Source organism: Sphingomonas cellulosilytica, assembly GCF_052321755.1.
Classification (GTDB): Bacteria; Pseudomonadota; Alphaproteobacteria; order Sphingomonadales; family Sphingomonadaceae; genus Sphingomonas.
The window spans coordinates 334,822-361,596 of record NZ_JBQRTT010000004.1 but is presented as its reverse complement, the minus strand read 5'-3'; the positions used below and the strand labels follow the sequence as shown (position 1 = coordinate 361,596).

At 68.5% G+C, this 26,775-nt stretch carries 23 protein-coding genes; 15 read left to right on the top strand and 8 right to left on the bottom strand.

Annotated features, from left to right (window positions below):
• Positions 1 to 65 precede the first annotated feature (65 nt).
• From ACTZQ5_RS09195 to ACTZQ5_RS09170, 6 genes are all read left to right on the top strand, one after another.
• Positions 66 to 2,372, top strand: coding sequence for a beta-N-acetylhexosaminidase (locus tag ACTZQ5_RS09195; protein WP_443584871.1), 2,307 nt, complete (start codon positions 66 to 68; stop codon positions 2,370 to 2,372).
• A complete protein-coding gene (locus ACTZQ5_RS09190; RefSeq protein WP_443584870.1) occupies positions 2,369 to 4,906 on the top strand; it encodes a beta-mannosidase in 2,538 nt (845 codons plus the stop codon). Before ACTZQ5_RS09195 ends, ACTZQ5_RS09190 begins: the two co-directional genes overlap by 4 nt.
• Positions 4,903 to 7,449, top strand: a complete 2,547-nt coding sequence (locus ACTZQ5_RS09185) for a glycoside hydrolase family 3 C-terminal domain-containing protein (protein WP_443584869.1) — start codon at positions 4,903 to 4,905, stop codon at positions 7,447 to 7,449. The genes ACTZQ5_RS09190 and ACTZQ5_RS09185 overlap by 4 nt, the downstream gene beginning before the upstream one ends.
• A complete protein-coding gene (locus tag ACTZQ5_RS09180) occupies positions 7,446 to 8,882 on the top strand; it encodes a glycoside hydrolase family 125 protein (protein ID WP_443584868.1) in 1,437 nt (478 codons plus the stop codon). Before ACTZQ5_RS09185 ends, ACTZQ5_RS09180 begins: the two co-directional genes overlap by 4 nt.
• Positions 8,879 to 11,188 (top strand): GH92 family glycosyl hydrolase, encoded by a 2,310-nt coding sequence (locus ACTZQ5_RS09175; protein WP_443584867.1) that lies wholly within the window; start codon positions 8,879 to 8,881, stop codon positions 11,186 to 11,188. The genes ACTZQ5_RS09180 and ACTZQ5_RS09175 overlap by 4 nt, the downstream gene beginning before the upstream one ends.
• An 86-nt stretch (positions 11,189 to 11,274) precedes the next feature.
• Positions 11,275 to 13,185: an alpha-L-fucosidase gene (locus ACTZQ5_RS09170; protein ID WP_443584866.1), complete on the top strand. Its 1,911-nt coding sequence runs from the start codon at positions 11,275 to 11,277 to the stop codon at positions 13,183 to 13,185.
• 87 nt (positions 13,186 to 13,272) lie between these two features.
• Here ACTZQ5_RS09170 and ACTZQ5_RS09165 read toward each other — a convergent pair whose 3' ends face one another.
• A complete protein-coding gene (locus ACTZQ5_RS09165; RefSeq protein WP_443584865.1) occupies positions 13,273 to 14,031 on the bottom strand; it encodes a competence/damage-inducible protein A in 759 nt (252 codons plus the stop codon).
• A gap of 51 nt (positions 14,032 to 14,082) precedes the next feature.
• On the opposite strand from ACTZQ5_RS09165, the gene map reads away from it, so the two are divergent.
• Positions 14,083 to 14,910 (top strand): type I methionyl aminopeptidase, encoded by an 828-nt coding sequence (gene map, locus ACTZQ5_RS09160; protein WP_443584864.1) that lies wholly within the window; start codon positions 14,083 to 14,085, stop codon positions 14,908 to 14,910.
• 30 nt (positions 14,911 to 14,940) lie between these two features.
• On the opposite strand, the gene ACTZQ5_RS09155 is transcribed toward map, so the two are convergent.
• Positions 14,941 to 15,378 (bottom strand): hypothetical protein, encoded by a 438-nt coding sequence (locus tag ACTZQ5_RS09155; protein WP_443584863.1) that lies wholly within the window; start codon positions 15,376 to 15,378, stop codon positions 14,941 to 14,943.
• A 307-nt stretch (positions 15,379 to 15,685) separates the two neighbouring features.
• On the opposite strand from ACTZQ5_RS09155, the gene ACTZQ5_RS09150 reads away from it, so the two are divergent.
• Together ACTZQ5_RS09150 and ACTZQ5_RS09145 are read left to right on the top strand one after the other, a co-directional pair.
• Positions 15,686 to 16,096: a hypothetical protein gene (locus tag ACTZQ5_RS09150; protein ID WP_443584862.1), complete on the top strand. Its 411-nt coding sequence runs from the start codon at positions 15,686 to 15,688 to the stop codon at positions 16,094 to 16,096.
• A gap of 111 nt (positions 16,097 to 16,207) precedes the next feature.
• A complete protein-coding gene (locus ACTZQ5_RS09145; protein WP_443584861.1) occupies positions 16,208 to 16,360 on the top strand; it encodes a hypothetical protein in 153 nt (50 codons plus the stop codon).
• Between the two features lie 453 nt (positions 16,361 to 16,813).
• On the opposite strand, the gene ACTZQ5_RS09140 is transcribed toward ACTZQ5_RS09145, so the two are convergent.
• Both ACTZQ5_RS09140 and eno read right to left on the bottom strand, forming a co-directional pair.
• Complete coding sequence (locus tag ACTZQ5_RS09140; protein ID WP_443584860.1) at positions 16,814 to 17,134, bottom strand: FtsB family cell division protein; 321 nt, start codon at positions 17,132 to 17,134, stop codon at positions 16,814 to 16,816.
• Between the two features lie 31 nt (positions 17,135 to 17,165).
• Positions 17,166 to 18,443, bottom strand: a complete 1,278-nt coding sequence (gene eno / locus ACTZQ5_RS09135; protein WP_443584859.1) for a phosphopyruvate hydratase — start codon at positions 18,441 to 18,443, stop codon at positions 17,166 to 17,168.
• A 138-nt stretch (positions 18,444 to 18,581) separates the two neighbouring features.
• On the opposite strand from eno, the gene ACTZQ5_RS09130 reads away from it, so the two are divergent.
• From ACTZQ5_RS09130 to ACTZQ5_RS09110, 5 genes are all read left to right on the top strand, one after another.
• Positions 18,582 to 19,136 carry a hypothetical protein gene (locus ACTZQ5_RS09130; RefSeq protein WP_443584858.1) on the top strand — a complete coding sequence of 185 codons (555 nt, stop codon included), beginning with the start codon at positions 18,582 to 18,584 and terminating at the stop codon, positions 19,134 to 19,136.
• 8 nt (positions 19,137 to 19,144) lie between these two features.
• Positions 19,145 to 19,495 (top strand): phage holin family protein, encoded by a 351-nt coding sequence (locus tag ACTZQ5_RS09125; protein WP_443584857.1) that lies wholly within the window; start codon positions 19,145 to 19,147, stop codon positions 19,493 to 19,495.
• Positions 19,492 to 19,827 (top strand): DUF3618 domain-containing protein, encoded by a 336-nt coding sequence (locus tag ACTZQ5_RS09120; protein ID WP_443584856.1) that lies wholly within the window; start codon positions 19,492 to 19,494, stop codon positions 19,825 to 19,827. Before ACTZQ5_RS09125 ends, ACTZQ5_RS09120 begins: the two co-directional genes overlap by 4 nt.
• Before the next feature lie 21 nt (positions 19,828 to 19,848).
• Positions 19,849 to 20,244, top strand: a complete 396-nt coding sequence (locus tag ACTZQ5_RS09115; RefSeq protein ID WP_443584855.1) for a hypothetical protein — start codon at positions 19,849 to 19,851, stop codon at positions 20,242 to 20,244.
• A 112-nt stretch (positions 20,245 to 20,356) separates the two neighbouring features.
• Entirely contained in the window at positions 20,357 to 20,587 is a 231-nt protein-coding gene (locus tag ACTZQ5_RS09110) for a DUF4170 domain-containing protein (RefSeq protein ID WP_443584854.1), read from the top strand.
• 158 nt (positions 20,588 to 20,745) lie between these two features.
• Here the strand turns inward: ACTZQ5_RS09110 and greA are convergent, their stop codons facing one another.
• From greA to carA, 4 genes are all read right to left on the bottom strand, one after another.
• The gene (gene greA, locus ACTZQ5_RS09105; protein WP_443584853.1) at positions 20,746 to 21,222 is read right to left on the bottom strand and encodes a transcription elongation factor GreA; all 477 of its coding nucleotides are present in this window, start codon (positions 21,220 to 21,222) and stop codon (positions 20,746 to 20,748) included.
• 82 nt (positions 21,223 to 21,304) lie between these two features.
• Entirely contained in the window at positions 21,305 to 24,628 is a 3,324-nt protein-coding gene (gene carB, locus ACTZQ5_RS09100; protein WP_443584852.1) for a carbamoyl-phosphate synthase large subunit, read from the bottom strand.
• Complete coding sequence (locus ACTZQ5_RS09095) at positions 24,628 to 24,894, bottom strand: hypothetical protein (protein ID WP_443584851.1); 267 nt, start codon at positions 24,892 to 24,894, stop codon at positions 24,628 to 24,630. Before ACTZQ5_RS09095 ends, carB begins: the two co-directional genes overlap by 1 nt.
• Complete coding sequence (gene carA / locus ACTZQ5_RS09090; RefSeq protein WP_443584850.1) at positions 24,891 to 26,165, bottom strand: glutamine-hydrolyzing carbamoyl-phosphate synthase small subunit; 1,275 nt, start codon at positions 26,163 to 26,165, stop codon at positions 24,891 to 24,893. The genes ACTZQ5_RS09095 and carA overlap by 4 nt, the downstream gene beginning before the upstream one ends.
• Before the next feature lie 146 nt (positions 26,166 to 26,311).
• Between carA and ACTZQ5_RS09085 the strand changes: the two genes are divergently transcribed.
• Positions 26,312 to 26,764: a GatB/YqeY domain-containing protein gene (locus ACTZQ5_RS09085; protein WP_443584849.1), complete on the top strand. Its 453-nt coding sequence runs from the start codon at positions 26,312 to 26,314 to the stop codon at positions 26,762 to 26,764.
• Positions 26,765 to 26,775 lie beyond the last annotated feature (11 nt).

Genomic DNA, 26,775 nt, shown 5'->3' with positions numbered 1-26,775 from the left:
GTGTGGACCTGGGCCGGAACCTCCTTCAAGATACCTTCAATACCAAAACATAACCAAGGATCGGCATGAAGCAGAGGGTGTCCATCGCGACCATCATCGGGGGAGCAGCCATCGGGCTGTTCGCCACCGCCGACGCCGCCGCACAGACACCCCTCCGCCTGCTGCCCATGCCGCAATCCGTCGTCCGCGGCAGCGGCAGCTTCACCGTGCGCGGCGGCACCGGCATCGTCGCGGCGGATGAGGCTGCCCGGCCCGCCGCCCGCCTGCTCGCCGAACACGTCGCCACCGAACGCGGCATCGCCCTCGTCCCCGGCACGAACGGCGCGATCCGCTTCGTTCGCGACGCCGCCGTCACCGGCGAGGCCTATCGCCTGACGGTCGATCCGCAGGGCATCACGATCGGCGCCTCCGCCGCCCCGGGCTTCGTGCACGGCGCGATGACGCTGGCGCAGTTGCTCAGTCCCGATGCGGCCCGCGGCAAACCCGTCGCGGTGCCCGCGCTCACCATCGCCGATGCACCGCGCTTCGCCTGGCGCGGGCTGATGATCGATCCCGTGCGGCACTTCCTCCCCATGCCTGCGCTGCACGGGATCGTCGACCAGATGGCCTCGGTGAAGCTCAACACGCTCCACCTGCATCTGACCGACGATCAGGGTTGGCGGGTCGAGATCCGCAAATATCCGAAGCTCACCAGCGTCGGCGGCTGGCGCACCCCGCCCTCGGCCGGCGGTACGACACCGACGGACAAGGTCGGCGGATTCTATACGCAGGCCGAACTCAAGGGCCTCGTCGCCTATGCCGCCGCCCGCGGCATCACCATCGTGCCGGAAATCGACCTGCCCGGCCACGCCCAGGCTCTGGTCGCCGCCTATCCGGAACTCGGCATCCTCGGCGACCGGCCGGAGGTGAGCAATCAATGGGGCATCATGCCCTATCTGTTCAATCCGGGGCCGAAGGGCATCGCCTTCGTCAAGGACGTGCTCGACGAGCTGATGGCGATCTTCCCCGGCACCTACATCCATTTGGGCGGAGACGAGGCGGTAAAGGACCAGTGGCAGCGCAGCCCGGTGGTGCAGGCGCAGATCCGGGCGCTCGGCCTCAAGGACGAAAACGCGCTGCAAAGCTGGATGATCGACCAGTTCGGCACCTATCTGCAATCCAGGGGGCGGCGCCTGATCGGCTGGGACGAAATCCTGGAGGGCGGCCTGCCCGCGTCCGCCTCGGTCATGTCGTGGCGCGGCGAGGAGGGCGCGGTCGCCGCGGCCAACATGGGCCACGACGTGGTGCTGACCCCCGGTCTGCCGCTCTACCTCAACAACCTCCAGAGCACGCGCAGCGACGAGCCGCCCGGCCGCTTCGACGCGATCGTCACGCTCGACAAGGTCTATGCCTATGATCCGATGCCGGCCGGCATCGCCGCGGACAAGGCGCACCACGTGCTCGGCGCGCAGGGCAATCTGTGGAGCGAATATATCATCACGCCCTACCAGTTGCAGCACCTCGCCTTCCCGCGGGCCGGCGCGCTGGCCGAGATCGCGTGGTCACCGGCGGGCAAGCGGGACTTCAAGGGCTTCCTCGACCGCCTCCAGCCGCAGATCGCCCGCTGGCGCGCCGCCGGCATGGAGGTCGCCGACAGCGCCTTCGCCGTCGACTATGCGCTGCAAGGCAGCCGCGGCGATGCGCTGCGTGCGAACCGCGTCACCGTGGCGCTGACGACGCAGGCGAACTACGGCACGATTCGCTATACCACCGACGGCAGCACGCCGACCGCCCGGTCGAAGGCCTATGCCGCGCCGCTGACCGTGACACCCGGCACGCCGATCCGCGCCGCCGCCTTCACCACCCATGGCGCCACCGCCGCCGCCCGCAGCTTCGCGACGGATCGCGCCAGCCTGCTCGCGCGCTCGACCAGCGATCTCACCGCCTGCCCCGGCGGCAAGCTCGGCCTGCGCGTGCCGTTGACCGCGGATGCGACCGCCAACGCACCGGTCTACAATGTCGATATCTTCGACACCTGCACCCTCTATCCGGCCGCGCCGCTCGACGTCGCGACCGGCTTCGCGATCGAGGTCGCGCGCCTGCCGCGCCCCTATGGCCTCGCGCACGATTTCACCAAGGTCCGCCGCTACTACAACGTGACGCCTCATGGCGAACTCGTCGTCAGTGCCGGCTGCCCGACCGATACGACCAGGACCCCCGTGATCGCCACCTTCCCCCTGCCCGACCCGGCCACCGCCCCCAACCGCTTCCGCTTCGCCGGTGCGCTGCCCCGCATGGCCGGTGACACCGACCTGTGCCTGCAATTCACCGCGCCGACATCGGGGCCCTATTATGCGGTCGAGGCCATGCAGCTGACGGAGAACAGCCAATGAGGATCGCCCTCGCCGCGGCGCTGCTGCTCACCACCTCGGCTGTCGCGGCGCGCGACACCGTGCCGCTCGACGGCGCCTGGCAGGTCCGCATCGACCCCGCCGACGGCGCCGCGGCCAAGGCACATCCCAAGGCGGCGCGCTGGTTCCCGGCGCGCGTGCCGGGCAGCGTGCAGGAGGATCTGATCCGCAGCCGCCAGGTGCCCGATCCCTTCGTCGGCACCAACGAAGGCGCGATCCAATGGGCGGGCCTGACGGACTGGCAGTTCCGCAAGGAGCTGACCGTGACGCCGGCGATGCTCGCCCACCGCCACCTCGACCTCGTGTTCGACGGGCTCGACACCTTCGCCAAAGTGAGCGTCAACGGCCAGCCGCTGCTTGCCGCGGACAACGCCCACCGCCGCTGGCGGGCGGACGCCAAGGCGCTGCTGCGCGAGGGGAAGAACGAGATCCTCGTCAGCATCGCCTCGCCGATCAGGACGCTCCAGCCGATGGTGCTGAAGGAAAAGCACCCGCTGCCCGGCGAATATGACAGCGCCTATGGCGACGAGCCCAAGGGCGTGCAGACCAGCCCCTATATCCGCAAGCCCAAATACCAATATGGCTGGGACTGGGGGCCGCGCATCGTCGATATCGGCATCTGGCGTTCCGTTCGGCTGGAGGCATGGGACGATGCCCGCCTCGATCACGTCCGCATCGCGCAGGACGCCCTGAACGATGCCGAGGCGCGGCTGACGGCGCACGCGACCGTCGTCGCCGATGCAGCGAAGACGGTGACGCTGTCCGCCACCGTCACCGCACCCGACGGCACCCGCCAGCAGGTGGCGCGGACGGTGACGCTCGCGCCGGGCAGCAATCCGGTCACCATCCCGCTGACCGTGGCCAACCCGCAGCGCTGGCAGCCGGTCGGCTATGGCGCGCAGCCGCTCTACACCGTCGCGACGACGCTGGGCGACGACACGCGGTCGCGCACCGTCGGGCTGCGCACCGTGGCGCTCGATCGCAAGGGCGGCGCATTCGGCTTCGTCGTCAACGGTACGCCGATCTTCGCCAAGGGCGCCAACATCATCCCGTTCGACAGCTTCCCCGCGCGCGTCGATCCGGCCGAGCCCGCCGGCCTGCTCAAGGCGGCGCGCGATGCCAACATGAACATGGTCCGCATCTGGGGCGGCGGCTATTACCCCGACGATGCCTTTTACGATGCCGCCGACCGGCTCGGCATCATGGTGTGGCAGGACTTCATGTTCGGCGGCTCGGTGACGCCCCCCGATGCCGATTTCCGCGCCAGCGTCGCCGCCGAGGCGGACGAACAGGTCGCGCGGATCGGCGATCACGCCTCGGTGGTGATGTGGGCCGGCAACAACGAGGTGCTGTCGGGCTGGGAAAACTGGTCGGATCGCAAGGCGTTCAAGAAGGCCGTCGGCCCCGACGAGCAGGAGCGGATCGGCACCGGCATGGCGGTGCTGTTCGACCGCGTGCTGCGCGAGGCGGTGACCCGCAACGCACCCGGCATCCCCTATATGCCAGGGTCCCCCTCGACCGATTACGAAGGGCCGGTCGACACCGATGCGAACGGCGACCGCCATTTCTGGGACGTGTGGTCGGGCAGCAAGCCGGTCGAAAACTATCTCGATTCCTGCCCGCGCTTCATGAGCGAATATGGCTTCCAGTCGATGCCGACGATGGCCACGATCCGCGCCTTTGCCGGAAAGGGCAAGCTCGATCCGGACAGCCCGGTGATGAAGGCGCACCAGAAGTTCCTGGCCGGCGAAGGCAATGCGCGCCTGCGCCTCTACCTCGACCAGCGGCTGCGGCCGGCGAAGGATTTCGCCGACTTCGTCTATCTGACGCAGGTCAACCAGGCGCAGGCGATCGGCCTCGCCGCGCGTCATCACCGCGCCTGCCGGCCGGTGACGATGGGTTCGCTCTTCTGGCAGCTGAACGATGTATGGCCCTCGATCAGCTGGGCGAGCATCGACCATCTCGGCTATTGGAAGCTGCTGCAATATGAATCGCGGCGCATGTTCGCGCCCCAGGCGATCGTCGCCGAGCACAGGAACGATGCCACCCTGCTCACCCTCGTGTCCGACGCGACGGCGCCGGTCCCAGCGCATTGGCGCATCAGCGTACGCGACATGGCCGGCAGGACGCTGACGGTGCGCGAAGGCGATGCGACGCTCGCGCCGCTGTCGGCGACGCCGATCTCCGGCCTCGACGATCGCGACCTGTTCGCCGGCACCGATCCCGCGAAAAGCTATGCCGTCGCCGAACTGCTGGTCGGCGGCAGGACGGTCAGCCGCAGCATCGTCGAACGGCTGGTGCCGAAGGACATGGCCTATCCCGATCCCAGCCTGACGCTGAAGCGCGACGGCAACCGGCTGACCGTGACGGCGCGCAATCTCGCCCGCGCGGTGATGCTCGACTTCGGCGACGCTGGCGGCACGGCGTCCGACAACGGCTTCGACCTGCTGCCCGGCGAAAGCGTGACGGTGACCGTCACCGGCAAGACCCCCATTGCAAGGACGCTCGCGCGATGATCCCCGCCCTCCTGCTGCTCGCCCAGGTGGCCGATCCGGTATCCGCCGCGATCGCCGCGATGACGCCCGAACAGAAGGCGGCCCAGCTGCAAAGCACCGCGCCCGCCGATGCCGCCGCGGGCCTGCCCGCCTACGACTGGTGGGGCGAAGGGCTGCACGGCCTCGCCCGCAATGGCGTCGCCACCGTCTTTCCGCAGGCGATCGGCCTTGCCGCGACCTGGGACGTCGACCTGATGGAGCGCGTCGGCACCGTCGTCAGCACGGAGGCGCGCGCCAAGTTCAACGCGCAAGCGCCCTCGGCCAACCGCCGCATCTACGAAGGGCTGACCATCTGGTCGCCCAACATCAACATCTTCCGCGATCCGCGATGGGGCCGGGGGCAGGAAACCTATGGCGAGGACCCGTATCTGACGGGCAAGCTCGGCGTCGCCTTCATCCACGGCCTGCAAGGGCCGGACGCCGCGCACCCCCGCGTCATCGCCACACCCAAGCATCTCGCCGTCCACAGCGGCCCTGAGGCCGGGCGCGACGGCTTCGACGTCGATCCCTCGCCGCGCGACCTGGAGGCGACCTACCTGCCCGCCTTCCGCCGCGCGATCACGGAGGGCAAGGCGCAATCGCTGATGTGCGCCTACAACAGCCTGCACGGCGTGCCCGCCTGCGCCGCGGGCTGGCTGATGAACGACCGGCTGCGCCGCGACTGGGGCTTCACCGGCTTCACCGTGTCCGATTGCGACGCGGTGTCCAACATCCACAGCTTCCACCATTATCGCCTCGACGCCGCAGGTGCGGCGGCGGCGGCGGTGAAGGGCGGCACCGATCTCAACTGCGGCACCGCCTATGCCGCCTTGCCGCAGGCGCTGGCGCAGGGCCTCGTCAGCCAGGGCGAGGTCGACACCGCGCTCGCCCGCGCATTGCGCGCCCGCCAGGCGCTCGGCATCGCCTTCGGCGCGAAGAGCCCGTGGAGCCGGATCAAGCCGACCGAGGTCGGCACGCCCGCCCATCACGCCGCCGCGCTGGAGGCGGCGCGCAAGTCGATCGTCCTGCTCCAGAACACCGGCGACCGCCTGCCGCTCAAGCCCGGCGCCCGCATCGCGGTGATCGGCGCCGATGCCGACGACCTCGGCGTGTTGCAGGGCAATTACCACGGCACCGCCGCTGCTCCGGTGACGCCGCTGCAAGGCATCCGCACTCGCTTCGGCGCGGCCAACGTCGCCTATGCGCAAGGATCGATCCTCGCCGAGGGCGCCGCCGTCGTCGTGCCGGAAACGGCGCTGCGATCGAACGGCAAGCCCGGCCTCGCCGGCACCTATGCCGCGACCGGCACATCCGTCACCCGCCAGGATGGCCGCATCGACCTCGACATCACCCGGCGCGCGCCCGCCGCGGGGCTGCCGGTCACCGGCTATGTCGCGCGTTGGACGGGCGAGTTCGTGCCGCCCGGCCCCGGCCGCTACCGGCTGATCCTCGATCAGGCGCAATGCTGGAAGGATTGCTCGACGCACGACACCGCGCGGCTGGTGCTCGGCGGTCGCACGCTGCACGATGGCGCGCTTCCCAAAGGGCGCGTCGAGCTGACGATCGACAGCGACGGCACCGCCCAGCCGATCGACCTGACGCTCGACCACCGGTCGGAGGACGAAAGCTTCCGCCTGCTCTGGATCCCGCCGGCCGAACCCCTGCTCGCGCAGGCGGTGGCGGCGGCCAAGGCGGCGGACGTCGCGGTCGTCGTCGCCGGCCTGTCGCCCGATCTGGAGGGCGAGGCGCTGTCGGTGCAGGTCCCCGGCTTCGTCGGCGGCGACCGCACCGACATCGCCCTTCCCCTCCCGCAGCAGCGCCTGCTCGATGCGCTGAAGGCGACCGGCACGCCGATCGTCCTCGTCTTGTCGAGCGGCAGCGCGGTGGCGGTCGATCCCGCCTCCGCCGACGCGATCCTCGCCAATTGGTATGCGGGAGAGGCGGGCGGCACCGCGCTCGCCGAGGTGCTGGCCGGCATCACCAATCCCGCCGGCCGCCTGCCGGTGACGCTGTACCGCCACACCGGCGATCTGCCGGCCTTCGTCGATTACGGCATGAAGGAGCGGACCTACCGCTACTTCACCGGCACGCCGCTATGGGGCTTCGGCCACGGCCTCAGCTACACGCGCTTCGCCTACGACGCGCCGCGCGGGGCCACGAGCGTCGCGGCAGGCAGCGACCTGACCGTGGAGACGGCGGTCACCAACGCCGGCACGCGCGACGGCGACGAGGTGGTTCAGGCCTATCTCGTCCCCCCCGCCCCCGCCGGCCGACCGGGCTTCACCGACCCCGTGCTCCAGCGCCAGCTCGTCGCCTTTCGCCGCGTGGCCGTGAAGCGCGGGCAGACGCAACGGGTCGCCTTCACGCTCGATCCGCGCGCGATGAGCATCGTCGAGCGCGACGGCCGCCGCCACGTCGCCCCCGGCGCCTACCGCCTCTACGTCGGCGGCGGCCAGCCCGGCGACGGTGCGGGCCAGTGGTTCGACTTCACCGTGACCGGCAGCGATACGGAGGTGGCGAAGTGAGCGACTGCACGACCCTCCACCGCCGACATTTTCTCGCCGCCTCCGCCGCGACGCTCGCCAGCCCGACCTTCGCCGCCACCACGCCGCAGCTGCCGTCGAAGCGCCCCGCCCCGGCGGAGCGCCGCTTCACCAGCCCGGCGGTGGAGCGCGAACTCGCCCGCGTCGCCGCGCAGATCGGCGACCCGAAGCTGCGCTGGATGTTCGGCAATTGCTACCCGAACACGCTCGACACCACCGTGCGGATGAGCACGGTGGACGGACGACCCGATGCCTTCGTCATCACCGGCGACATCCCCTGCCTGTGGCTGCGCGATTCCTCGGCGCAGGTGAAGCCCTACCTCCACCTCGCCGCCAGGGCGCCCGAACTGCGCCGCCTGTTCCACGGGCTCATCGCCCGCCAGGCACGCTGCATCCTGATCGATCCCTATGCCAACGCCTTCATGGAAGATCCGACGGCAAAATCGAACCTCGAATGGTCGACGCACGACGAGACGGTGATGAAGCCGGGCGTCGCCGAACGGAAGTGGGAGGTGGATTCGCTCTGCTACCCGATGCGGCTCGCCCACGGCTATTGGCAGGCGACACAGGACAGGACGCCGTTCGACGCGACCTGGGCGGAGGCCGCCCGCGCCAGCATCCGCACCTTCCGCGAACAGCAGCGCAAAGACGGCAACGGCCCCTACAGCTTCCGCCGCTCGGCGCCGCAGCCGACCGAGACGCTGCTGTGGGGCTACGGCAATCCGATCCGGCCGATCGGGCTGATCGCCTCCGGCTTCCGCCCCTCGGACGATGCCTGCCTCTACCCCTTCCTCATCCCCAGCAATCTGTTCGCGGTCACCGCCCTGCGCGAGCTGGCGGTGGTCGCCGCCGCGGCGCGCGGCGACACGGCGCTCGCCGCGGACGCCACCGCGCTGGCGGCCGAGGTGGAGGGCGCGCTGCGTCAATACGGCACGATGCGGCTGCGCAACGGGCCTGAGGTCTGGGCCTATGAGGTCGACGGCTACGGCAATGCCGTCTTCATGGACGATGCCAACGTGCCGAGCCTCTCCGGCCTCGCCTATCTCGGCTGCGTCGATCCCGCCGACCCGCTGTGGCAGCGCACCCGCGACGCCTGCTGGAGCGATGCCAACCCGTGGTTCTTCAAGGGCACGGCCGGCGAAGGCATCGGCGGCCCGCATGTCGGCGCCGGCCAGATCTGGCCGATGTCGCTCATCATCCGCGCGCTGTCGGCTGGCGACGATGCCACGGTCCGCGCCTGCCTCCGCACGCTGCGCGACACCGATGGCGGCACCGGCTTCATCCACGAAAGCTTCGACCGCAACGATCCCGCGAAGTTCACCCGCAGCTGGTTCGCCTGGGCCAATGGCCTGTTCGGCGAGCTCATCGTCCATCTCGCCGCCACCCGGCCCGCGCTGCTGAAGGCTCCCCTATGATTACGCGCCGTACCCTGCTGGCGAGCACCGCCGCCGCCGGTCTGCCGCTCCCGGCGTTCGCCGCCGCGCCGGCTGCCGCCGCGCCGAACCTGTTCGTCGGCACCGGCGGCCATGGCCACACCTATCCCGGCGCGACGCTGCCCTTCGGCATGGTGCAGCTGAGCCCGGACACCGACGTCGAGCGCTGGGATGCCTGCTCGGGCTATCATCGCGACGATACGTCGATCATGGGGTTCAGCCACACCCATCTGTCGGGCACCGGCATCGGCGACATGCTCGACGTGCTGGTGGTGCCGACACGCGGTCCGGTGCAGCTGATGCCCGGCCCGCTCGACGCCCCCGACAAGGGCTATCGCCAGCGCTTCTCCGCCGAACATGCCGAGCCCGGCTATTACCGCGTCGCACTGGAAAGCGGCGTCCGCGCCGAGCTGACCGTCACGCCGCGCACCGGCTATCATCGCTACACCTTCCCCGCAGGGCCGGCGCATATCCTGGTCGACCTGTCGCACCTCGTGCTCGACAAGAGCGATCACGCGCCGCTCATCACCGATGCCAGCCTCGCGCTGGATGCGGATGGCACGCTCACCGGCAGCCGCACCGTCAATCGCTGGGCGAAGGGGCGGCGCATCCATTTCGCGATGCAGCTGTCCCGCCGGCCGAGCCGCGTCACCTTCTACGGCGACAAGGATGCCGAACAGCCCGCCGGCACCCGCGCGGTGCAGGGCAACCGGCTGAAGGTCGTGTTCCACTATGACGATGCCGGCTCCGCCCCCGTCGTGATCCGCTGCGGCATCTCCGGCGTCGATGTCGCCGGCGCCCGCGCCAATCTCGCCGCCGAGGCGAAGACGTGGGACTTCGACGCCGTCCGCCGCGCCGCGCAGGCACGCTGGACGCGCGAACTGGATGCGATCACCGTCGAAGGCGGCACCGCCGATCAGCGCGCGATCCTCTCCTCCGCGCTCTACCATGCCCTGCTCGCGCCGACGCTCTTTTCCGATGTCGACGGCCGCTACGTCGGGCTCGACCGGCAGGTGCACACTGTCCCGCGCGGCGATGCCGCCTACAGCACCTTTTCGCTGTGGGACACGTATCGCGCGCTGCACCCGCTGCTGACCATCGTCGCGCCGGACAGGGCGCAGAGCCTCGTCGCCGATCTCATCCGCCAGACGCAGCAGAGCCCCTACGGCCCGCCGGTGTGGCCGCTGCAGGGCGTCGAAACCGGCACGATGATCGGCTGGCATGCGGTATCGGTCCTCGCCGAGGCGCAGGCCAAGGGGATCAAGGCCGATTACGCCGCCGCCTGGCCGGGCATCGCCAGGCGCAGCTTCGACTTCACCGCCCCCGACCTCGACAACAGCAAGGGCCGCGACCTCTACGACCGGATGGGCTACGTTCCCGCCGACAAGTGGTTCGAGAGCGTCAGCCGCACGCAGGAATATGCCTATGACGACTGGGCATCCTCGCACCTCGCCCGCGCAGCCGGCAAGACGGCGGAGGCCGACCGGCTGCTCAAGCGCTCGCGCAACTGGCGCAACGTCATCGACGGCGCGATCGGCTTCGCCCGCCCGCGCTTTGCCGACGGCAGCTGGTGGACGCCCTATGACCCGATCCAGCTCGGCCACATGCCCAAGCCCTGGTGGCGCGACTATACCGAGGCGAACGGCTGGCAGGCGACCTTCCTCAACCAGCACGATATCTACGGCCTGATCGCCCACATGGGCGGCGAGGCAAAGTTCGAGGCGAAGCTCGACGCCCTCTTCACCGCGCCCTCGACGCTGCCCGCCAATGCGCCGCCCGACATCGCCGGCCTCGTCGGGCAGTACGCGCACGGCAACGAGCCCGACCAGCACGCGGCCTATCTCTACGCCTACACCGGCGCTCCGTGGAAGACGCAGGCGATGGTCCGCCGCCTGTGCACGGAGATGTACAAGAACGATCCCGACGGCGTCATCGGCAACGACGATTGCGGTCAGATGAGCGCATGGTTCGTGCTGTCCTCGCTCGGCTTCTACCCGGTCGATCCGGTCGAGGCGGTGTACGTCTTCGGCTCGCCGCTGTTCGAACGCGCGACGATCGCGCTGCCCGCCGGCAAGCGCCTCGTCATCGAGGCGCCGGGCAACACCGCCGGCACGCCCTATGTCCGTTCGATCACCTTCAACGGCCGCCCCTGGACGAAGAGCTGGATCAGCCATGCCGACCTGATGAAGGGCGGCCGCCTCGTCTTCACCATGAGCGCCACGCCGGTGAAGGGCTTCGGCCAGGCCAAGGCCGATCGCCCTCCATCGAACGGACGGGGGGCGGCATGACGCCCTCCCTGTCCGTCATTGCGAGCGCAGCGAAGCAATGACGTCCACTTTGCCAGATTTCCTTACTCCTTGAGCGGAGCGACCCGATGACCGACCTTTCCCGCCGCACCCTCATCGCCAGCGGCCTCGCCGCGAGCGCCGCCACCGCCACGCCTGCCTTCGCCGCAGCGCCCGCCGCGCCCAGGCCCTGGGGCGCCACCCCTTCGCCGCGCCAGCTCGCCTGGCACGCGCGCGAGCGCTACGCCTTCATCCACTTGTCGATCAACACCTTCACCGATCGCGAATGGGGCTATGGCGATGAAAGCCCCAAGCTGTTCAACCCGACCGACTTTTCCGCCGACCAGATCGTCGCCGCGGCCAAGGCGGGCGGCATGCGCGGCATCATCCTCACCGCCAAGCATCACGACGGCTTCTGCCTGTGGCCGACGATGCTGACCGAGCATTGCATCCGCAACAGCCCCTACAAGAACGGCAAGGGCGACATCGTCCGCGAGATGGAGCAGGCGACGCGCCGCGCCGGCCTCGCCTTCGGCCTCTACCTCTCGCCCTGGGATCGCAATCACCCCGAATACGGCCGGCCCGCCTATATCGATTACTACCGCAAGCAGGTGGTCGAGCTCTGCACGCGCTACGGCGAGCTGTTCGAATTCTGGTTCGACGGCGCGAACGGCGGCGACGGCTATTACGGCGGCGCCCGCGAAACGCGGAAGATCGACGCGCCGAAATACTACAACTGGCCCTCGATCATCGCGCTGGTGCACCAGCATCAGCCGATGGCCTGCACCTTCGATCCGCTCGGCGCGGACATCCGCTGGGTCGGCAACGAGGACGGCGTCGCCGGCGATCCGTGCTGGCCGACGATGCCGAACCACCCATACGTCCAGGCGGAGGGCAACAGCGGCGTGCGCGGCGCGCCCTTGTGGTGGCCGGCCGAGACCGACGTGTCGATCCGCCCCGGCTGGTTCTACCACGCCGACGAGGATGCCAAGGTGAAGAGCCCGGCGCGACTGATCCGCCTGATCGACGAATCGGTCGGTCGCGGCACCAATCTCAATCTCAACCTGCCGCCCGACCGCCGCGGCCGCATCCCCGACCACGACGTCGCGGTCCTCAAGAGCTTCGGCGACGCCCTCGCCGCCAGCTTCGCCACCGATCTCGCGCAAGGCGCGGTGGCCAGCGCCAGCGCCACGCGTGCCGCCGCCTTCGCCCCGGCCAAGGTGCTCGACAACGATCGCGACACCTATTGGTCGACGCCGGACGGCGTCACCACCCCGACCCTCACGCTCGACCTGCCGCCCGGCCGCCGCTTCGACCTCATCCGCCTGCGCGAATTCCTGCCGCTCGGCGTCCGCGTCACCCGCTTCGCCGTCGAGGCGGAGGTCGGCGGCCAATGGCAGCGGCTCGCCACGCACGAATGTATCGGCGCGCAGCGGATCATCCGCCTGGGCGCGCCGATCGCCGCCCGCCGCCTCCGGCTGGTGATCCTGGAGGCCCCCGCCTGCCCGGCGATCAGCGAGGTGGCGCTGTTCCTCAGCGTTGCGCCGGTGCCCGTCGCCGCGCCGCGCGTGACCGACGCCGCGAACCTCTCCAAGCAGGGCTGGACGATCGCCGCCGCCTCGGCCCCCGGTGCGGAGGCGGTCATCGACGGCGAGGCTGCCACCGTCTGGAGCCAGCCCGCACCCACCACGACGCCGGCCAGCGTGACGATCGACCTCGGCAAGGCGCAGACCGTCGCCGGCTTCAGCCTCACCCCCTGGCGCCATCCGGACAAGGTCAGCAGCCCGCCGCGCGGCTATCGCGCCGAAACCAGCGTCGACGGCAAGACCTGGTCGGCGGGCGCGGAGGGCGAGTTCCAGAACATCGCCTATGCGCTCTCCACCCAGCGCATCTCCTTCACCGCGCCGCGCGAGGTCCGCTACCTGCGGCTGACGTTCGCGGCGACCGCGGTGCCGGCGCAGACACTGGCGATCGCCGACATCGGCGCCTTCGCGCGGTAGAGCAGACGTTTACATGATGCCCGTCATCTCCGCGCAGGCGGGGATGACGGTCCTGCCGGATAGGACGGCCGCCTTACCGCGGACGCCTCAAATCCCCTCGGCGAACACCTCGCGCCCGGTCGCTTCCAACTCGCGCGTCAGATCGGCAAGGCACGCCGCCACCAGCGCCGCGTCCGGACTGCGCACCACGAAATTCGCCCCCGTCCGCCCTTCGCGAAAGAAGGGGTAGGAGCCGATCGACACCCCCTCGTGGCTCTTCTCCGCCGCACGCAGCAGGTCGGCGACCTCGCTTTCCGCCACCCAGCAGCCGATCGTGCCCGACACCACCGGGCGGCCGCCCTCCAGCGTGCCGGTCAAGGCATCGAGCATGCCGGCCGTGATGTGCGGCACACCCGCCATGATGAAGATGTTGCCGATCCGGATGCCCGGCGCGCCCGACACCCGGTTGGGGATCAGCCCGGCGCCCGCCGGCACCCGCGCCATCCGGGCCCGCGCCTCGGTCAGGCCGCCGCGCGTCGCGTAATACCGTTCCAGCACCGCCAGCGCCTCGGGATGATGCTCCACTCCGACGCCCAGCGCCGCCGCGATCGCGTCGACCGTGATGTCGTCATGGGTCGGGCCGATGCCGCCGGTGGTGAACAGATAATCGTTGCGCGCGCGCAGCGTATTGACCGCCTCGACGATCGCTTCGGTGCGATCGGGCACCACCCGCACCTCGACCAGCCGGATGCCCTGGACGTTGAGCCAGCTCGCCAGCTGCGCGATGTTGCGGTCCTGCGTGCGGCCCGACAGGATCTCGTCACCGATGACGACGAGCGCGGCGGTCCAGATGCGTTCCTGCTCCATCCGTTCGCCATAGCCTCGCAAAAGCGCGGCCGTCACGCTATATCGGCTGCCATGACCGATTACGTCACCGTCACCTCCGACGCACCCGAAGGCCGCACCGGCGCCATCAAGCTGCACGGCCCCGCCGCCTTCGCCGGCATGCACAAGGCCGGACGCCTGGCTGCCGAGACGCTCGACATGCTCGTGCCGCACATGGTGCCGGGCGTCACCACCGCAGAGCTCGACCGGCTGATCTACGATTTCGTGCTGGCGGGCGGCGGCGTGCCCGCGACGCTCGGCTATCGCGGCTATACGCATTCGACCTGCATCTCGATCAACCACGTCGTCTGCCATGGCATCCCGTCGGAAAAGACGCTGAAGTCGGGTGATATCGTCAATGTCGACGTGACGCCGATCGTCGATGGCTGGCACGGCGATACCAGCCGCATGTACCTGATCGGCGACGTGCCGCTGAAGGCGCGCCGATTGGTCGAGGTGACATACGAATGCCTGATGCTCGGCATCGAGCAGGCGCGGCCCGGCAACCACATGGGCGACGTGGCGCATGCCATCCAGCGCCATGCCGAGAAGCATCGCTACGGCGTCGTCCGCGATTTCTGTGGCCATGGCGTCGGCCGGCTGTTCCATGACGCGCCGGAGGTCGTCCATGTCGGCAAGCCCGGCACCGGCCCCGAATTGAAGCCCGGAATGATCTTCACCATCGAACCGATGATCAACATCGGTCGCCCCGACGTGAAGCTGCTCGATGATGGCTGGACGGCGGTGACGCGGGATCGCTCGCTCTCGGCGCAGTTCGAACATTCGATCGGCATCACCGACACGGGATGCGAGATCTTCACGGTGTCGCCGGCGGGGCGTCATCAGCCGCCGTACGCCTGACGCCCCGCGCAAAGTTCGGCTAGAGGAGCGTCAGCGCCGCGCGCGGCGGCTGTCCGCCTGACGCGCGGAAGCGATCGTGTCGACCACCAGTTCGTAGAAGGCCGGCGAATAGCCCGCCGCGACGAACGCCTTCACCTCGGCCGACGCGATGGCATAGCCCCGCCGCCAGCTGAGCACGGCGATGCGACGGAGTGCCTCCAGCTTCGGATCGGCAAGCTGCGGGCTGATCCGTACGCCGAACAGCAAGCCCAGCCAGCGCGACAGCCGACCCGGCTGGCGCAGGGTCGACAGGCCGTCGCGCCGCGCGATGCCGATCACCGAACGTTCCAGCTCCGTCAGCATCGGGCGCTCCTCGGCGTGGACTAGCTTGGGAAATGCGGGTGCCAGCGTCGGCAGGTGCGCGACCGGAGCCGCGCTCGCACGGGCATAGCCGGCGTTGCCGGGCTCGGCGAAAGCAAGAAAGGCCATGGCGTCACTCCCTTTTCGATAGCGGCAGACAGCACCGCATCGGTGGCGATGCAGCCTGGTAGCGCGCGTGTGTTGCGACCGGTTGTCCGCCGATCGACCGACGTGCGTCCGGATACTGTCCGAAGCCTGCCGGCTCCCGTGCCGCCCAGCTTCTATACCGATTGGTATAGAAGCGCGTTCAGCGTGCGTCAATCGTTTTATACCGCTCGGTAGCGAAATCTCGCCGCGGTGTCGCGGCGCCCCATCGGAACCGGTGGATACACCGGCCGGCAGCTTCGTTTTCCCCCTCGCACGACAGGAGGATCGCATGTCAGACCCGTCAAAGCCGGACCCCGCGGTCGATCCCGGCCGGCAGCGCCACAGTCAGCCGTTCGATGCCGACGATGGCCTCTACGGCCAGGAATATCACCGCGACCGCGAGGCCGCGCAGGGCCGCGACCTGCCCAGCGGCACCGTCGCCGCAAAGCCCGGCGCGCCGGCACGCACCGCGTCCGGCATCGATACCGACGCCGACATTCCGCCCGACAACGGCCGCCGCGCCTCGTTCGACCCCAGGACCGGCGCCGTCCACGGCAGCGGCAGCGGTGCCGGCGGCGGCAATCCCGGCGAGGATTTCGCCAGCGACGCCGCGGGCGGCGACGGCTATCCGATCACCGGCGCAGAAGGAACCCCGGACGGCGCACCCGACGACCTCGGGCCGCCGCACTTCAAGCAATAGGCCGCGGCACCAAATGGCCGTACCACAAGGCGGAACTACGGCCACAGCTGGTGCGGGCCAACATCAACCCAATCCGTTCGTGCTGAGCCTGTCGAAGCAAGGTTGAGTCTCATGCCCTTCGACAAGCTCAGGGCAAACGGTGAGCGCGTGCGGAGTTCCCGTTTCAAACACTTGAGCGTCGAGCGTTACATCAACCCGTTCGCCCTGAGTTTGTCGAAGGGCACCGTGCCGCAAGCAAACCGCATCTATAGCGCGATGCGCTAAGCCAGGACCCATCGACCTTCAATCCTCCCCCGCAAGGGGGAGGTGGCAGGCGCAGCCTGACGGAGGGGGAGGTAAGCGACGCATGTCGTGCTTGGGGAGACGCCCCCTCCATCGCCTTCGGCGCCCCCCGCCAGGTCAGGGCTATCGCATATGGCGATGATAGCTCCCGGCTGCGGGGAAGGGGCATGCCATCCCAACATCCTTCGTCACCCCGGACTCGTTCCGGGGTCCACCGTGCCGCAAAGCCAATAGCCTATTGTTGTGCGGCACGGTGGATGCCGGACCGAGTCCGGCATGACGGAGGATTAAAGAACACCGCCGCGGATCAGGCACCTCATGTCCGATAGCCCTGCCCTGCCGGGGAAGGATGAAGAGAACCCCTCATCTTGAATGCCGATCAGCCCTAATACACGACCCGATACCCGGCCCGAACCCGCACCCGGCACACCCCGCTCACTTGAGCGGCACGATCACCTCATCCGGATGCGCGACGTTCAGCTCCTTGCGCACCATCTCGTCCACCATATCCGGATTGGCATGGTCGGGATCGAGCAGCGCGACGCGGTTCTTCAGCACCGCGCGCTTCTGATCGAGCAGCGCGAACTGCTTCTCGCGGCGCGCCAGCTGCTTCTTGTAATCGCCATAGGCCAGCATGCCGTTCGGCCCCAACACCGCATAGGCGCCGAAGAACGCCATGATGGTAAGGCCCAGCGCGGGCAAGGCGGCACGGCGCATCGTCCTGCGAAACGCCGAAGTCCTGATTGCCCGTGCCATGCCGCTATCCTTGCCTGCCCGCGTGTCCGGATCAAGCCTTCAGAACGTCGCGACCCGCATAACGTGCCGCATCGCCCAGCTCTTCCTCAATGCGGATCAGCTGGTTGTACTTGGCAAGCCGGTCCGACCGGGCGAGCGAGCCCGTCTTGATCTGCCCGCAGTTGGTGGCGACGGCGAGGTCGGCGATCGTCGCATCCTCGGTCTCGCCCGACCGGTGGCTCATCACCGCGGTGTAGCGCGCGCGCTGCGCCATGGTCACCGCTTCCAGCGTCTCGGTCAGCGTACCGATCTGATTGACCTTCACCAGCAGCGAATTGGCATAGCCGCCCTCGATGCCGCGCTTCAGCCGCTTGGGGTTGGTGACGAACAGGTCGTCGCCGACCAGCTGGACCTTGTCGCCGACGAGGTCGGTGAGCGCCTTCCAGCCCTCCCAGTCGTCCTCGCTCATCCCGTCCTCGATCGAGAAGATCGGGTAGCGGCGGGTGAGGTCGGCGAGATATTCCGCCATCGCGCCGCTTTCCAGCACCTTGCCCTCGCCGGCGATATGGTAGCGGCCGTCCTTGTAGAATTCGGTCGCCGCGCAATCGAGCGCCAGCATCACGTCGTCACCCGGCGTGTAGCCCGCCTTCTCGATGCTGGCCATGATGAAGCCCAGCGCCTCTTCGGTGCTGGCGATATTGGGGGCGAAGCCGCCCTCATCGCCGACGCCGGTCGCCAGCCCCTTGTCGTGCAGCGCCTTCTTGAGCGTGTGGAAGATTTCCGAGCCGCAGCGCACCGCCTCGACGATATTCTCCGCGCCGACCGGCACGATCATGAATTCCTGGAAATCGATCGGATTGTCGGCATGTTCGCCGCCGTTGATGATGTTCATCATCGGCACCGGCAGCACATGCGCCGATACGCCGCCGACATACTTGTAGAGCGGCATGCCGCGCGCCTCGGCGGCGGCCTTCGCCGCGGCGAGGCTGACGCCGAGGATCGCGTTCGCGCCCAGCCGCCCCTTGTTCTCGGTGCCGTCGAGCTCGATCATGGTGCGATCGAGGTCGGCCTGGTCCTCGGCATCCAGGCCGATCAGTGCCTCGACCAGTTCGCCGTTCACCGCCTCGATCGCGTCGTCGACGCCCTTGCCGCCCCAGCGGCTCTTGTCGCCGTCGCGCTTCTCGACCGCCTCGTGCGCGCCGGTCGACGCGCCCGACGGCACGGCGGCGCGGCCGAAGCTGCCGTCCTCCAGCAACACGTCGACTTCCACGGTGGGGTTGCCCCGGCTGTCGAGGATCTGGCGGCCATGGATGTCGATGATTGCGGTCACGTAATGATGCTCCTACCTCGGGCGGGTCACGCGGCGGCCTCTACCCTGCCCGGTGCGGTGCGGCAATCTCCTCCACCGCGAGGGAACCGTGCCGGATGGGCCGGGTTGAGGGTGTCGAACCATTCGAAAGGGCGCGTCATGGCCGATTCTGACTTGAAACCGCAGGGCGACAGCGACTTCAACCCACCCCCCCCCACCACCGACTTCACCCCGGCCGAGCCGCTGAAGACCAGCGGTGTGGCATTCGATGCCGATTCCTCTCCCTCAGGCGACGCCGGATCGGACGCCGGCGGCAGCAAGACCGAACAGGCCAAGCAGACCGTAAAGGACTATTCGTCCAAATACGGCGCGCAGGCGACCGACAAGATCCGCACCCTCGCCGACACCGGCAAGGAACGCGCGGTCGGCGGCCTCGACCAGCTGTCGCAGATGATCAACGACGCTGCCGCTCAGGTCGATGAGAAGCTCGGCGGTCAATATGGCGAATATGCCCGTTCGGCGGCAGGTGCGGTGTCCAACTTCTCCGAACAGATCAAGGGGAAGGATGTGGACGAGCTGCTGGAGGATGCGCGCGGCTTCGTGCGCAAGAGCCCCGGCGTGGCGATCGGCGTCGCCGCCGCCCTCGGCTTCGCGCTCGCCCGTATCATCCAGTCGGGGATCGACGGCGACGGCCCCACCGGCGGCAAGGCCTGATCCGGCCGATGGCGACGACCGAGCCCCTGCCCGGCCTGATCGAGGACGAAGGCATCGCCACGCTCGTCGGCCAGCTGGTCGACGATGCGCGTGGCTTGGCGAGCGCGGAGGTGGCGCTGGTCAAGGCGCGCATCGGCGAGCGGACCAGCGCCTATAAGAACGCGGCGATCTACTTCGTTGCCGCAGGCGTTCTCGCCCTTGCCGCGCTCATCGCCTTGCTTGTCGGGCTGATCCTCAGCCTGGCGACGCTGATCGGCCCCGGCCTCGCTACGGCGGCCGTGGTGCTCGCGGTGTGCGCGATTGCGGGCGTGCTCGCCATCATCGGCAAGGGCCGGCTCGCACCGGGGAGGCCGCAATGAGCGCGCCTGAACCCGCCCTCCGCCTGGCGCAGGCAGAGGCCGACGCAGCCGCCGCACGCGAGCGGCTGTCGTCGACCCTCGGCAAGTTGCAGGTGAAGCTCAACCCGCGCGATCTCGCGCGTCAGGTCGGTCGCGACGTGGCGGACAAAAGCGCCGCTGCGGCGCAGGCGAGCCTCAACACCGCGGTGCGCAATCCCGGTGCCGTCGCCGGCGCCACCGCGGCGGCGGGGCTTTTCCTCGCCCGCCATCGCATCATCGCCCTGTTCCGCCGCAAACCCAAGCACAAGCCCGGTCATCGGGAGCGCGAACCCGGCCTCGGCCCGCAGGACTGATCTTTCGAAAGGATAAGACCCATGCCCAATACGCACGCGCATGACCACGACACCCACGGCCGCATCGACGATGCCAAGCATGCCGCCGCCGACGCCGCCCGCCGCACGGCCGACGCGATCGACACCAACCCGCTCGCGCTGGTCGCAGGCGGCGTCGCCATCGGCGCGCTGGCCGGCGCGCTGATCCCGCGGTCGGCCAAGGAAAAGGAACTGCTCGCCCCGCTCGGCCGGACGTTGGCCGATCGCGCCCGCGGCGCCGTGCAGGCGGCACGTGAGGCAGGCACCAACGAGTTGCACGACGCGGGCCTCTCCCGCGACGCTGCCAAGGATCAGGTCAAGTCGCTGTTCCAGGGCATCGCCAAGGCGGCGACCAGCGCCGGCAGCGCCGCCGCCAAGACCGCCGCGAACAAGGGCTGACGAATGGGGCACCCCGCACGCCGGGGTGCCCGTTCCGTCCGCTCGGGGGGTTCAATATTGCAGCGCAGCACGCTAGGAGCCTGCGCTTGAACCTCTCACCCGGGATGTATCGATGAGTAAGCTTCACCTCGTCTTCGGCGGCCGCGTCAAGGACCCCCGTACCCTCGAATTCGCTGATCCGTCGGCACTCGAAGTCGTCGGCATCTTCCCCGACTATGCCAGCGCCGAAAAGGCATGGCGCGCCAATGCGCAGCGTACGGTCGACGATGCCGAAATGAAGTTCGTGGTGGTCCACCTCCACCGCCTGCTCGAGCCGGACTTGCTGGCGTCGCCGGAGGCGTAAGGGCGTACCCTCTATCGTCATCCCGGCGAACGCCGGGATCCATGCAGGGATAAGCGGCAACGGGGGCGCATCATCGCTGATGGCGCCTCGCCCATGGGTCCCGGCGTTCACCGGGACGACGTGGCCGACATGACGACGTGCGGGTTACTCTCCCGCCGTCAGATGAACTCGACCTTCGACACCACGTAATAACGGTCGCCCGCGGGCACCGAAACCTCGACCTCGTCATCCACCTTGCGACCGATCAGCGCCCGGCCAAGCGGCGAATTATAGCTGATCCGGCCTGTCTTAGCATTCGCCTCGGTCTGCCCAACGATCTGGTACTTGACCGGCTTGTCGTCGTCGTCGAGCAGCGTCACAGTCGCGCCGAACACCACCTTGTCGCCGGACAGGTCGCGCGGATCGATGATCTGGGCGCGGCTGAGCTTGTCCTCGATATCGGCGATCGATGCCTCGATCTGGCCCTGCCGCTCCTTGGCGGCATGATATTCGGCGTTTTCCGACAGATCGCCATGCGCGCGCGCTTCCTCGATCGCGTCGACGATCTGGGGACGCTCCGTTTTCAGACGCTTCAGGTCCGCGGTGAGCGTGTCATAGCCCTCCTGGAGCATCGGCATCTTTTCGACGGTCGCCATAGTCTCGTCCCCAATTCACTCATTCCCCGCGGCGGCCGTCCGATCGGAAGGCCGCCCCGCACATCACGTCATTATGTCGGGATCAGTTGTGCGACTGCGAATAGTAGGATTGCAGCGGCCTGACTTCAAGGGATGCCGTCCCGATTGCGGACGCCGCCTGCACGCTGGCCGGTGCGGTGGTGAAATACGGGATCTTCTGCGCCAACGCCGCCTGGCGGATCGGCTTGGAATCCTTGAGCGACTGCCAGCCCTCGGTGGTGTTGAAGATCAGCGTCACCTCACCATCCATGATCCGGTCGAGGATGTGCGGCCGCCCTTGCGCGACCTTGTTGACCTTCTCCACCGCCAGTCCGACGGTTTCGAGGTAATCCGCCGTCCCGCCGGTCGCCAGCACCTGGAAACCGCGCGCCAGCAGCGCCTTCACCGCCGGCACGATGTGCGGCTTGTCGCCATCCTTGACGCTGACGAAGGCGGTGCCGCCAGTCGGCAGCACGGTGCCGGCGCCCAGCTGCGACTTCATGAAAGCGGTGGTGAAATCGGGATCGATCCCCATGACTTCGCCGGTGCTCTTCATCTCCGGTGACAACACGGGATCGATGCCCGGGAAGCGGTTGAACGGGAAGACGGCTTCCTTCACCGCGTAATAATCGATGTGGCGGTCGATCGGCGGCAGGTCGCGCAGCATCTCGCCCGCCATGACGCGGCTGGCGATCTTGGCGATCGGCACGCCGATCGCCTTGGCGACGAACGGCACGGTGCGCGACGCACGCGGGTTCACCTCGATCAGGTACACCTCGCCGTCCTTGACCGCGAACTGGATGTTCATCAGCCCCTTGACGGACAAGGCGTGCGCCAGCGCGATGGTCTGCCGCTCGATCTCCGCGATCGTCTCGGCGGACAGCGAATGCGGTGGGATCGAACAGGCGCTGTCGCCGGAATGAACGCCAGCCTCCTCGATGTGCTGGAGCAGGCCGGCGACCACCACGTCCTCGCCGTCGCAGATCGCGTCCACATCCACCTCGATCGCGTCGCGCAGATATTGGTCGATCAGCACCGGGCTCTCGCCCGACACCTGCACCGCGGTCTGGATATAATCGTCGAGCTGCTGGAGCGAATCGACGATCTCCATCGCCCGCCCGCCGAGCACATAGCTCGGCCGCATCAGCACCGGATAGCCGATCCGCTCGGCCGCCGCGACCGCCTCGTCGCGGCTGCGCGCCAGGCCGTTGGCCGGCTGCTTGAGGCGCAGCTTGTTGACCAGCGCCGCAAACCGCTCGCGATCCTCGGCAAGGTCGATGGCGTCGGGCGAGGTGCCGAGGATCGGGATCCCCGCCTTCTCCAGCGCGCGCGCGAGATTGAGCGGCGTCTGTCCGCCGAACTGCACGATCACGCCGACCAGCTCGCCACGGCTCTGCTCGACATGCAGGATCTCCAGCACGTCCTCGGCAGTCAGCGGCTCGAAATACAGCCGGTCCGATGTGTCATAGTCGGTGCTGACCGTTTCCGGATTGCAATTGACCATGATCGTCTCGAACCCGGCATCCGACAGCGCGAAGCAGGCATGGCAGCAGCAATAATCGAACTCGATGCCCTGTCCGATCCGGTTCGGGCCACCGCCCAGGATCACCACCTTGCGCCGCTCGGACGGCATGCTCTCGTCCTCGGGCTCGCCGAACGACGGCGCCTCATAGGTCGAATACATATAGGGCGTCTTGGCATCGAATTCGGCGGCGCAGGTGTCGATCCGCTTGAAGACGGGACGCACGCCGAGCCGGTGGCGAAGGGCACGCACCTCGTCCTCGGTCACGCCGCCGGTCATCGCGACCACCGCCTCGTGGATCAGGCCGCTGCCACGCGCGATGCCGCGTTCCATGCCGCGCAGGTTCGCCGACTTGAGCGCCAGATAGGCGAGCCGCTTGTCGCTGAACCCCATCGCCTTCAGCCGCCGCAGCCCGGCGGCCTCGATCGGCAGGCCGTTGCGGCACACCTCTTCCTCGGCCGCGACGATCTCGGCGAGCCGTTCGAGGAACCAGGGATCGAACTTGGCGATGCCGTGGATCTCGGCGACGGTGAAGCCCTCGCGCAGCGCCTGCGCAGCGACCAGCAGCCGGTCGGGCGAAGCGACCGCGAGCGCCGCCTCGACCTCCGCCCGTGGGGCGCCGACCAGCCGGTCGACGGCGTTGAAGCCGCTCAGCCCCGTCTCCAGCCCGCGCAGCGCCTTCTGCATGCTCTCCTGGATATTGCGCCCGATCGCCATGACTTCACCGACGCTCTTCATCGCCGTGCCGAGCACGGCCTCGGCGCCCTTGAACTTCTCGAAGGCGAAGCGCGGGATCTTGGTGACGACGTAATCGATCGTCGGTTCGAACGACGCCGGGGTCGCGCCGGTGATGTCGTTGTCGATCTCGTCCAGCGTATAGCCGACCGCCAGCTTGGCTGCGACCTTGGCGATCGGGAAGCCGGTCGCCTTGGAGGCGAGCGCGCTGCTGCGCGACACGCGCGGGTTCATCTCGATGACGACGAGGCGGCCGTCCTTCGGATTGACCGCGAACTGGACGTTGGAACCACCGGTTTCGACGCCGATTTCCCGCAATACCGCGATCGATGCGTTGCGCATGATCTGATATTCCTTGTCGGTCAGCGTCAGCGCCGGCGCGACGGTGATCGAATCGCCGGTGTGGACGCCCATCGGATCGACATTCTCGATCGAGCAGATGATGATGGCGTTGTCGTTGCGGTCCCGCACGACCTCCATCTCATATTCCTTCCAGCCGAGCAGCGATTCCTCGATCAGCACCTCGGTGGTCGGCGAGGCGTCGAGCCCCTTGCGGACCATGTCGACGAATTCGGACCGGTTGTAGACGATGCCGCCGCCCGAGCCGCCCATGGTGAAGCTCGGCCGGATGATCGCCGGCAGCCCGGTGATCTCCAGGCCGGCGAGCGCCTCCTCGACGGTATGCGCGATGGCGGAGCGGGCGCTTTCCAGCCCGATCGTGTCCATCGCCGCCTTGAACTTCTGGCGGTCCTCGGCCTTGTCGATCGCCTCGGCATCGGCGCCGATCATCTGGACGCCGAACTTCTCCAGCGTGCCGTCATGGAACAGCGCCAGCGCGGTGTTGAGCGCGGTCTGTCCGCCCATCGTCGGCAGGACGGCGTCGGGCCGCTCCTTCTCGATGATCTTGGCAACGACGGCGGGCGTGATCGGCTCGACATAGGTCGCATCGGCCAATTCGGGATCGGTCATGATCGTCGCCGGGTTCGAATTCACGAGGACGATGCGATAGCCCTCTTCCTTCAACGCCTTGATCGCCTGCGTGCCCGAATAATCGAACTCGCACGCCTGCCCGATGACGATCGGCCCCGCGCCGATGACGAGGATGGAGGAGATGTCGGTGCGTTTTGGCATTATCTGTCTTTCACAACCTGTGCGGCGGCAGGCCCTTGGTTCGCCGCGTCCAATGCCGCACTCATCTTCTTCAGCACACATGCGAGCTTGACCGGATCGCCATCCGGCGGACCGCGGAAGACGACTTGCGGCCCTCTCAGCGTCAGCCACTTACGCGGTGCGCGGCATGCGTCGGCCATGGCGTTCAGGCTCGCTCGGCTCACCTTACGGACCGATGCCGACGGTTGAACCGCGGCCTGCAGGGCCAATGCGAGCAGCGCACTCATTGCTCGCTCGGTCCCAACGACCCCACGAACTTTTCGAACAGATACAGGCTATCCTGCGGCCCCGGACTCGCCTCCGGGTGGTACTGCACCGAAAACGCCGGCCGGTCGGTCAACTCCAGCCCCGCATTGCTCCCGTCGAACAGCGACACATGCGTCTCGCGCACGTTCGCCGGCAGCGACTCCCGCTCCACCGCGAAGCCGTGGTTCATGCTGGTGATCTCGACCGCGCCATCGGACAGGCGCTTGACCGGATGGTTGGCGCCGCGATGCCCCTGGAACATCTTGCTGGTCGTCGCGCCGACCGCGAGCCCCAGCAGTTGGTGGCCGAGGCAGATGCCGAACAGCGGCTTACCCGTGTCGAGCAGCTGCCGGATCACCGGCACCGCATACTCACCCGTCGCGGCGGGATCGCCGGGGCCGTTGGACAGGAAGATGCCGTCAGGGGACAAGGCCATGACGTCCTCGAACGTCGCCTGCGCGGGCAGCACCGTCACCTTTGCGCCGGCCTTTACCAGGTTGCGGAAGATGTTGTGCTTGCTGCCGTAATCGATCGCGACGACGTGCGGGCGGTCCTTCGCCACCTGCCCTTCGACAGGCTCAGGGCGAACGGCCGTGGATGCCGCACCCTCTTCTCCCGTTCGTGCTGAGCCTGTCGAAGCACCCTCGCCACCATAGCCGAAGCCCAGCCGCCAGATATCGCCCTCGCGCGCTTCGCCCCAGGCGTAGTGCGTCTCGGTCGATACCGTCCTGGCAAGGTCCATGCCCTCCAGCCCCGGCCAGCCGCGCGCCATCGCCAGCAGCGCATCGAGGTCGAACACGCCATCGGCCGAATGCGCCACCACCCCATTGGGCGCGCCGCCCGAACGGATGCGCCGGGTCAGCGCACGCGTGTCGATGCCGGCAAGGCCGATGCGGGCGTGCCGCTTCATCCAGCCATCCAGCCGCTCGACCGCGCGGAAGTTCGACGGCTGCGTCACATCCTCGCGCACGATCATGCCGAGCGCATGCGGCGCATCCGCCTCGATATCGTCGGGGTTGGCGCCGACGTTGCCGATGTGCGGAAAGGTGAAGGTGATGATCTGCCCCGCGAACGAGGGATCGGTCATGATCTCCTGGTACCCGGTCATCGCGGTGTGGAAGCACACCTCGCCGACCGCCGCGCCTTCCGCGCCGAAGCCGCGGCCCCAGGCCACCTCGCCGTTCGCAAGGACCAGGACACCCGTCGCGCCGTCGGGCTTTTCGGGCATGGCTATGGGCTTGGCGTCGGCCATGGCTTGGCGGGCACTCCTACAGGTTTCATCAGCGATGTCGCTAAGTGGCGCCCGCTAGCCCCCCGCCCCCGCGAGGTCAACCGGTTCACGGCGGACACGCATTCCGCTAGGGTCACCGGCTTTCCGGTCCAGCCACGAGATTTCCCATGATTCGCGACGACATCAAGGCCGCCCAGGTCACCGCCATGAAGACCGGCGACAAGGAAGGCCGCGCCGCGATCGGCCTGATCCAGGCGGCGATCAAGAACCGCGACATCGAGCTGCGCACCGCCGCCGCCCCGGCGGACGACGACGCCGTGGTGATCGAGGTGCTGCAGAAGATGGTCAAGCAGCGCCGCGAATCGATCCAGATGTACGAAACCGGCGGCCGCCAGGAACTCGCCGACGCCGAGCGTGCCGAGGTGGCGGTGATCGAACGCTTCCTGCCCGCCCAGATGAGCGAGGACGACACCCGCGCCGCGATCGAGGCGATCAAGGCGGAGCTCGGCGCGACCGGCATGAAGGACATGGGCCGGGTGATGGCCGAACTGAAGGCGCGCCATGCCGCGAGCCTCGACATGAGCAAGGCGAGCGGCCTGGTGAAGGCGGCGCTGTCGTAAGCCGCCCGTCC

Coding starts and splice junctions, on each gene's coding strand:
- map (WP_443584864.1), top strand. CDS start 14,083: ATGACCGATTACGTCACCGTCACCTCCGACGCACCCGAAGGCCGCACC.
- ACTZQ5_RS09145 (WP_443584861.1), top strand. CDS start 16,208: ATGCCCTTCGACAAGCTCAGGGCAAACGGTGAGCGCGTGCGGAGTTCC.
- ACTZQ5_RS09085 (WP_443584849.1), top strand. CDS start 26,312: ATGATTCGCGACGACATCAAGGCCGCCCAGGTCACCGCCATGAAGACC.
- ACTZQ5_RS09195 (WP_443584871.1), top strand. CDS start 66: ATGAAGCAGAGGGTGTCCATCGCGACCATCATCGGGGGAGCAGCCATC.
- ACTZQ5_RS09095 (WP_443584851.1), bottom strand. CDS start 24,894: ATGAGTGCGCTGCTCGCATTGGCCCTGCAGGCCGCGGTTCAACCGTCG.
- ACTZQ5_RS09165 (WP_443584865.1), bottom strand. CDS start 14,031: ATGGAGCAGGAACGCATCTGGACCGCCGCGCTCGTCGTCATCGGTGAC.
- ACTZQ5_RS09140 (WP_443584860.1), bottom strand. CDS start 17,134: ATGGCACGGGCAATCAGGACTTCGGCGTTTCGCAGGACGATGCGCCGT.
- ACTZQ5_RS09185 (WP_443584869.1), top strand. CDS start 4,903: ATGATCCCCGCCCTCCTGCTGCTCGCCCAGGTGGCCGATCCGGTATCC.
- ACTZQ5_RS09175 (WP_443584867.1), top strand. CDS start 8,879: ATGATTACGCGCCGTACCCTGCTGGCGAGCACCGCCGCCGCCGGTCTG.
- ACTZQ5_RS09115 (WP_443584855.1), top strand. CDS start 19,849: ATGCCCAATACGCACGCGCATGACCACGACACCCACGGCCGCATCGAC.
- ACTZQ5_RS09110 (WP_443584854.1), top strand. CDS start 20,357: ATGAGTAAGCTTCACCTCGTCTTCGGCGGCCGCGTCAAGGACCCCCGT.
- ACTZQ5_RS09170 (WP_443584866.1), top strand. CDS start 11,275: ATGACCGACCTTTCCCGCCGCACCCTCATCGCCAGCGGCCTCGCCGCG.
- ACTZQ5_RS09130 (WP_443584858.1), top strand. CDS start 18,582: ATGGCCGATTCTGACTTGAAACCGCAGGGCGACAGCGACTTCAACCCA.
- ACTZQ5_RS09120 (WP_443584856.1), top strand. CDS start 19,492: ATGAGCGCGCCTGAACCCGCCCTCCGCCTGGCGCAGGCAGAGGCCGAC.
- ACTZQ5_RS09150 (WP_443584862.1), top strand. CDS start 15,686: ATGTCAGACCCGTCAAAGCCGGACCCCGCGGTCGATCCCGGCCGGCAG.
- carB (WP_443584852.1), bottom strand. CDS start 24,628: ATGCCAAAACGCACCGACATCTCCTCCATCCTCGTCATCGGCGCGGGG.
- carA (WP_443584850.1), bottom strand. CDS start 26,165: ATGGCCGACGCCAAGCCCATAGCCATGCCCGAAAAGCCCGACGGCGCG.
- ACTZQ5_RS09125 (WP_443584857.1), top strand. CDS start 19,145: ATGGCGACGACCGAGCCCCTGCCCGGCCTGATCGAGGACGAAGGCATC.
- greA (WP_443584853.1), bottom strand. CDS start 21,222: ATGGCGACCGTCGAAAAGATGCCGATGCTCCAGGAGGGCTATGACACG.
- ACTZQ5_RS09155 (WP_443584863.1), bottom strand. CDS start 15,378: ATGGCCTTTCTTGCTTTCGCCGAGCCCGGCAACGCCGGCTATGCCCGT.
- ACTZQ5_RS09190 (WP_443584870.1), top strand. CDS start 2,369: ATGAGGATCGCCCTCGCCGCGGCGCTGCTGCTCACCACCTCGGCTGTC.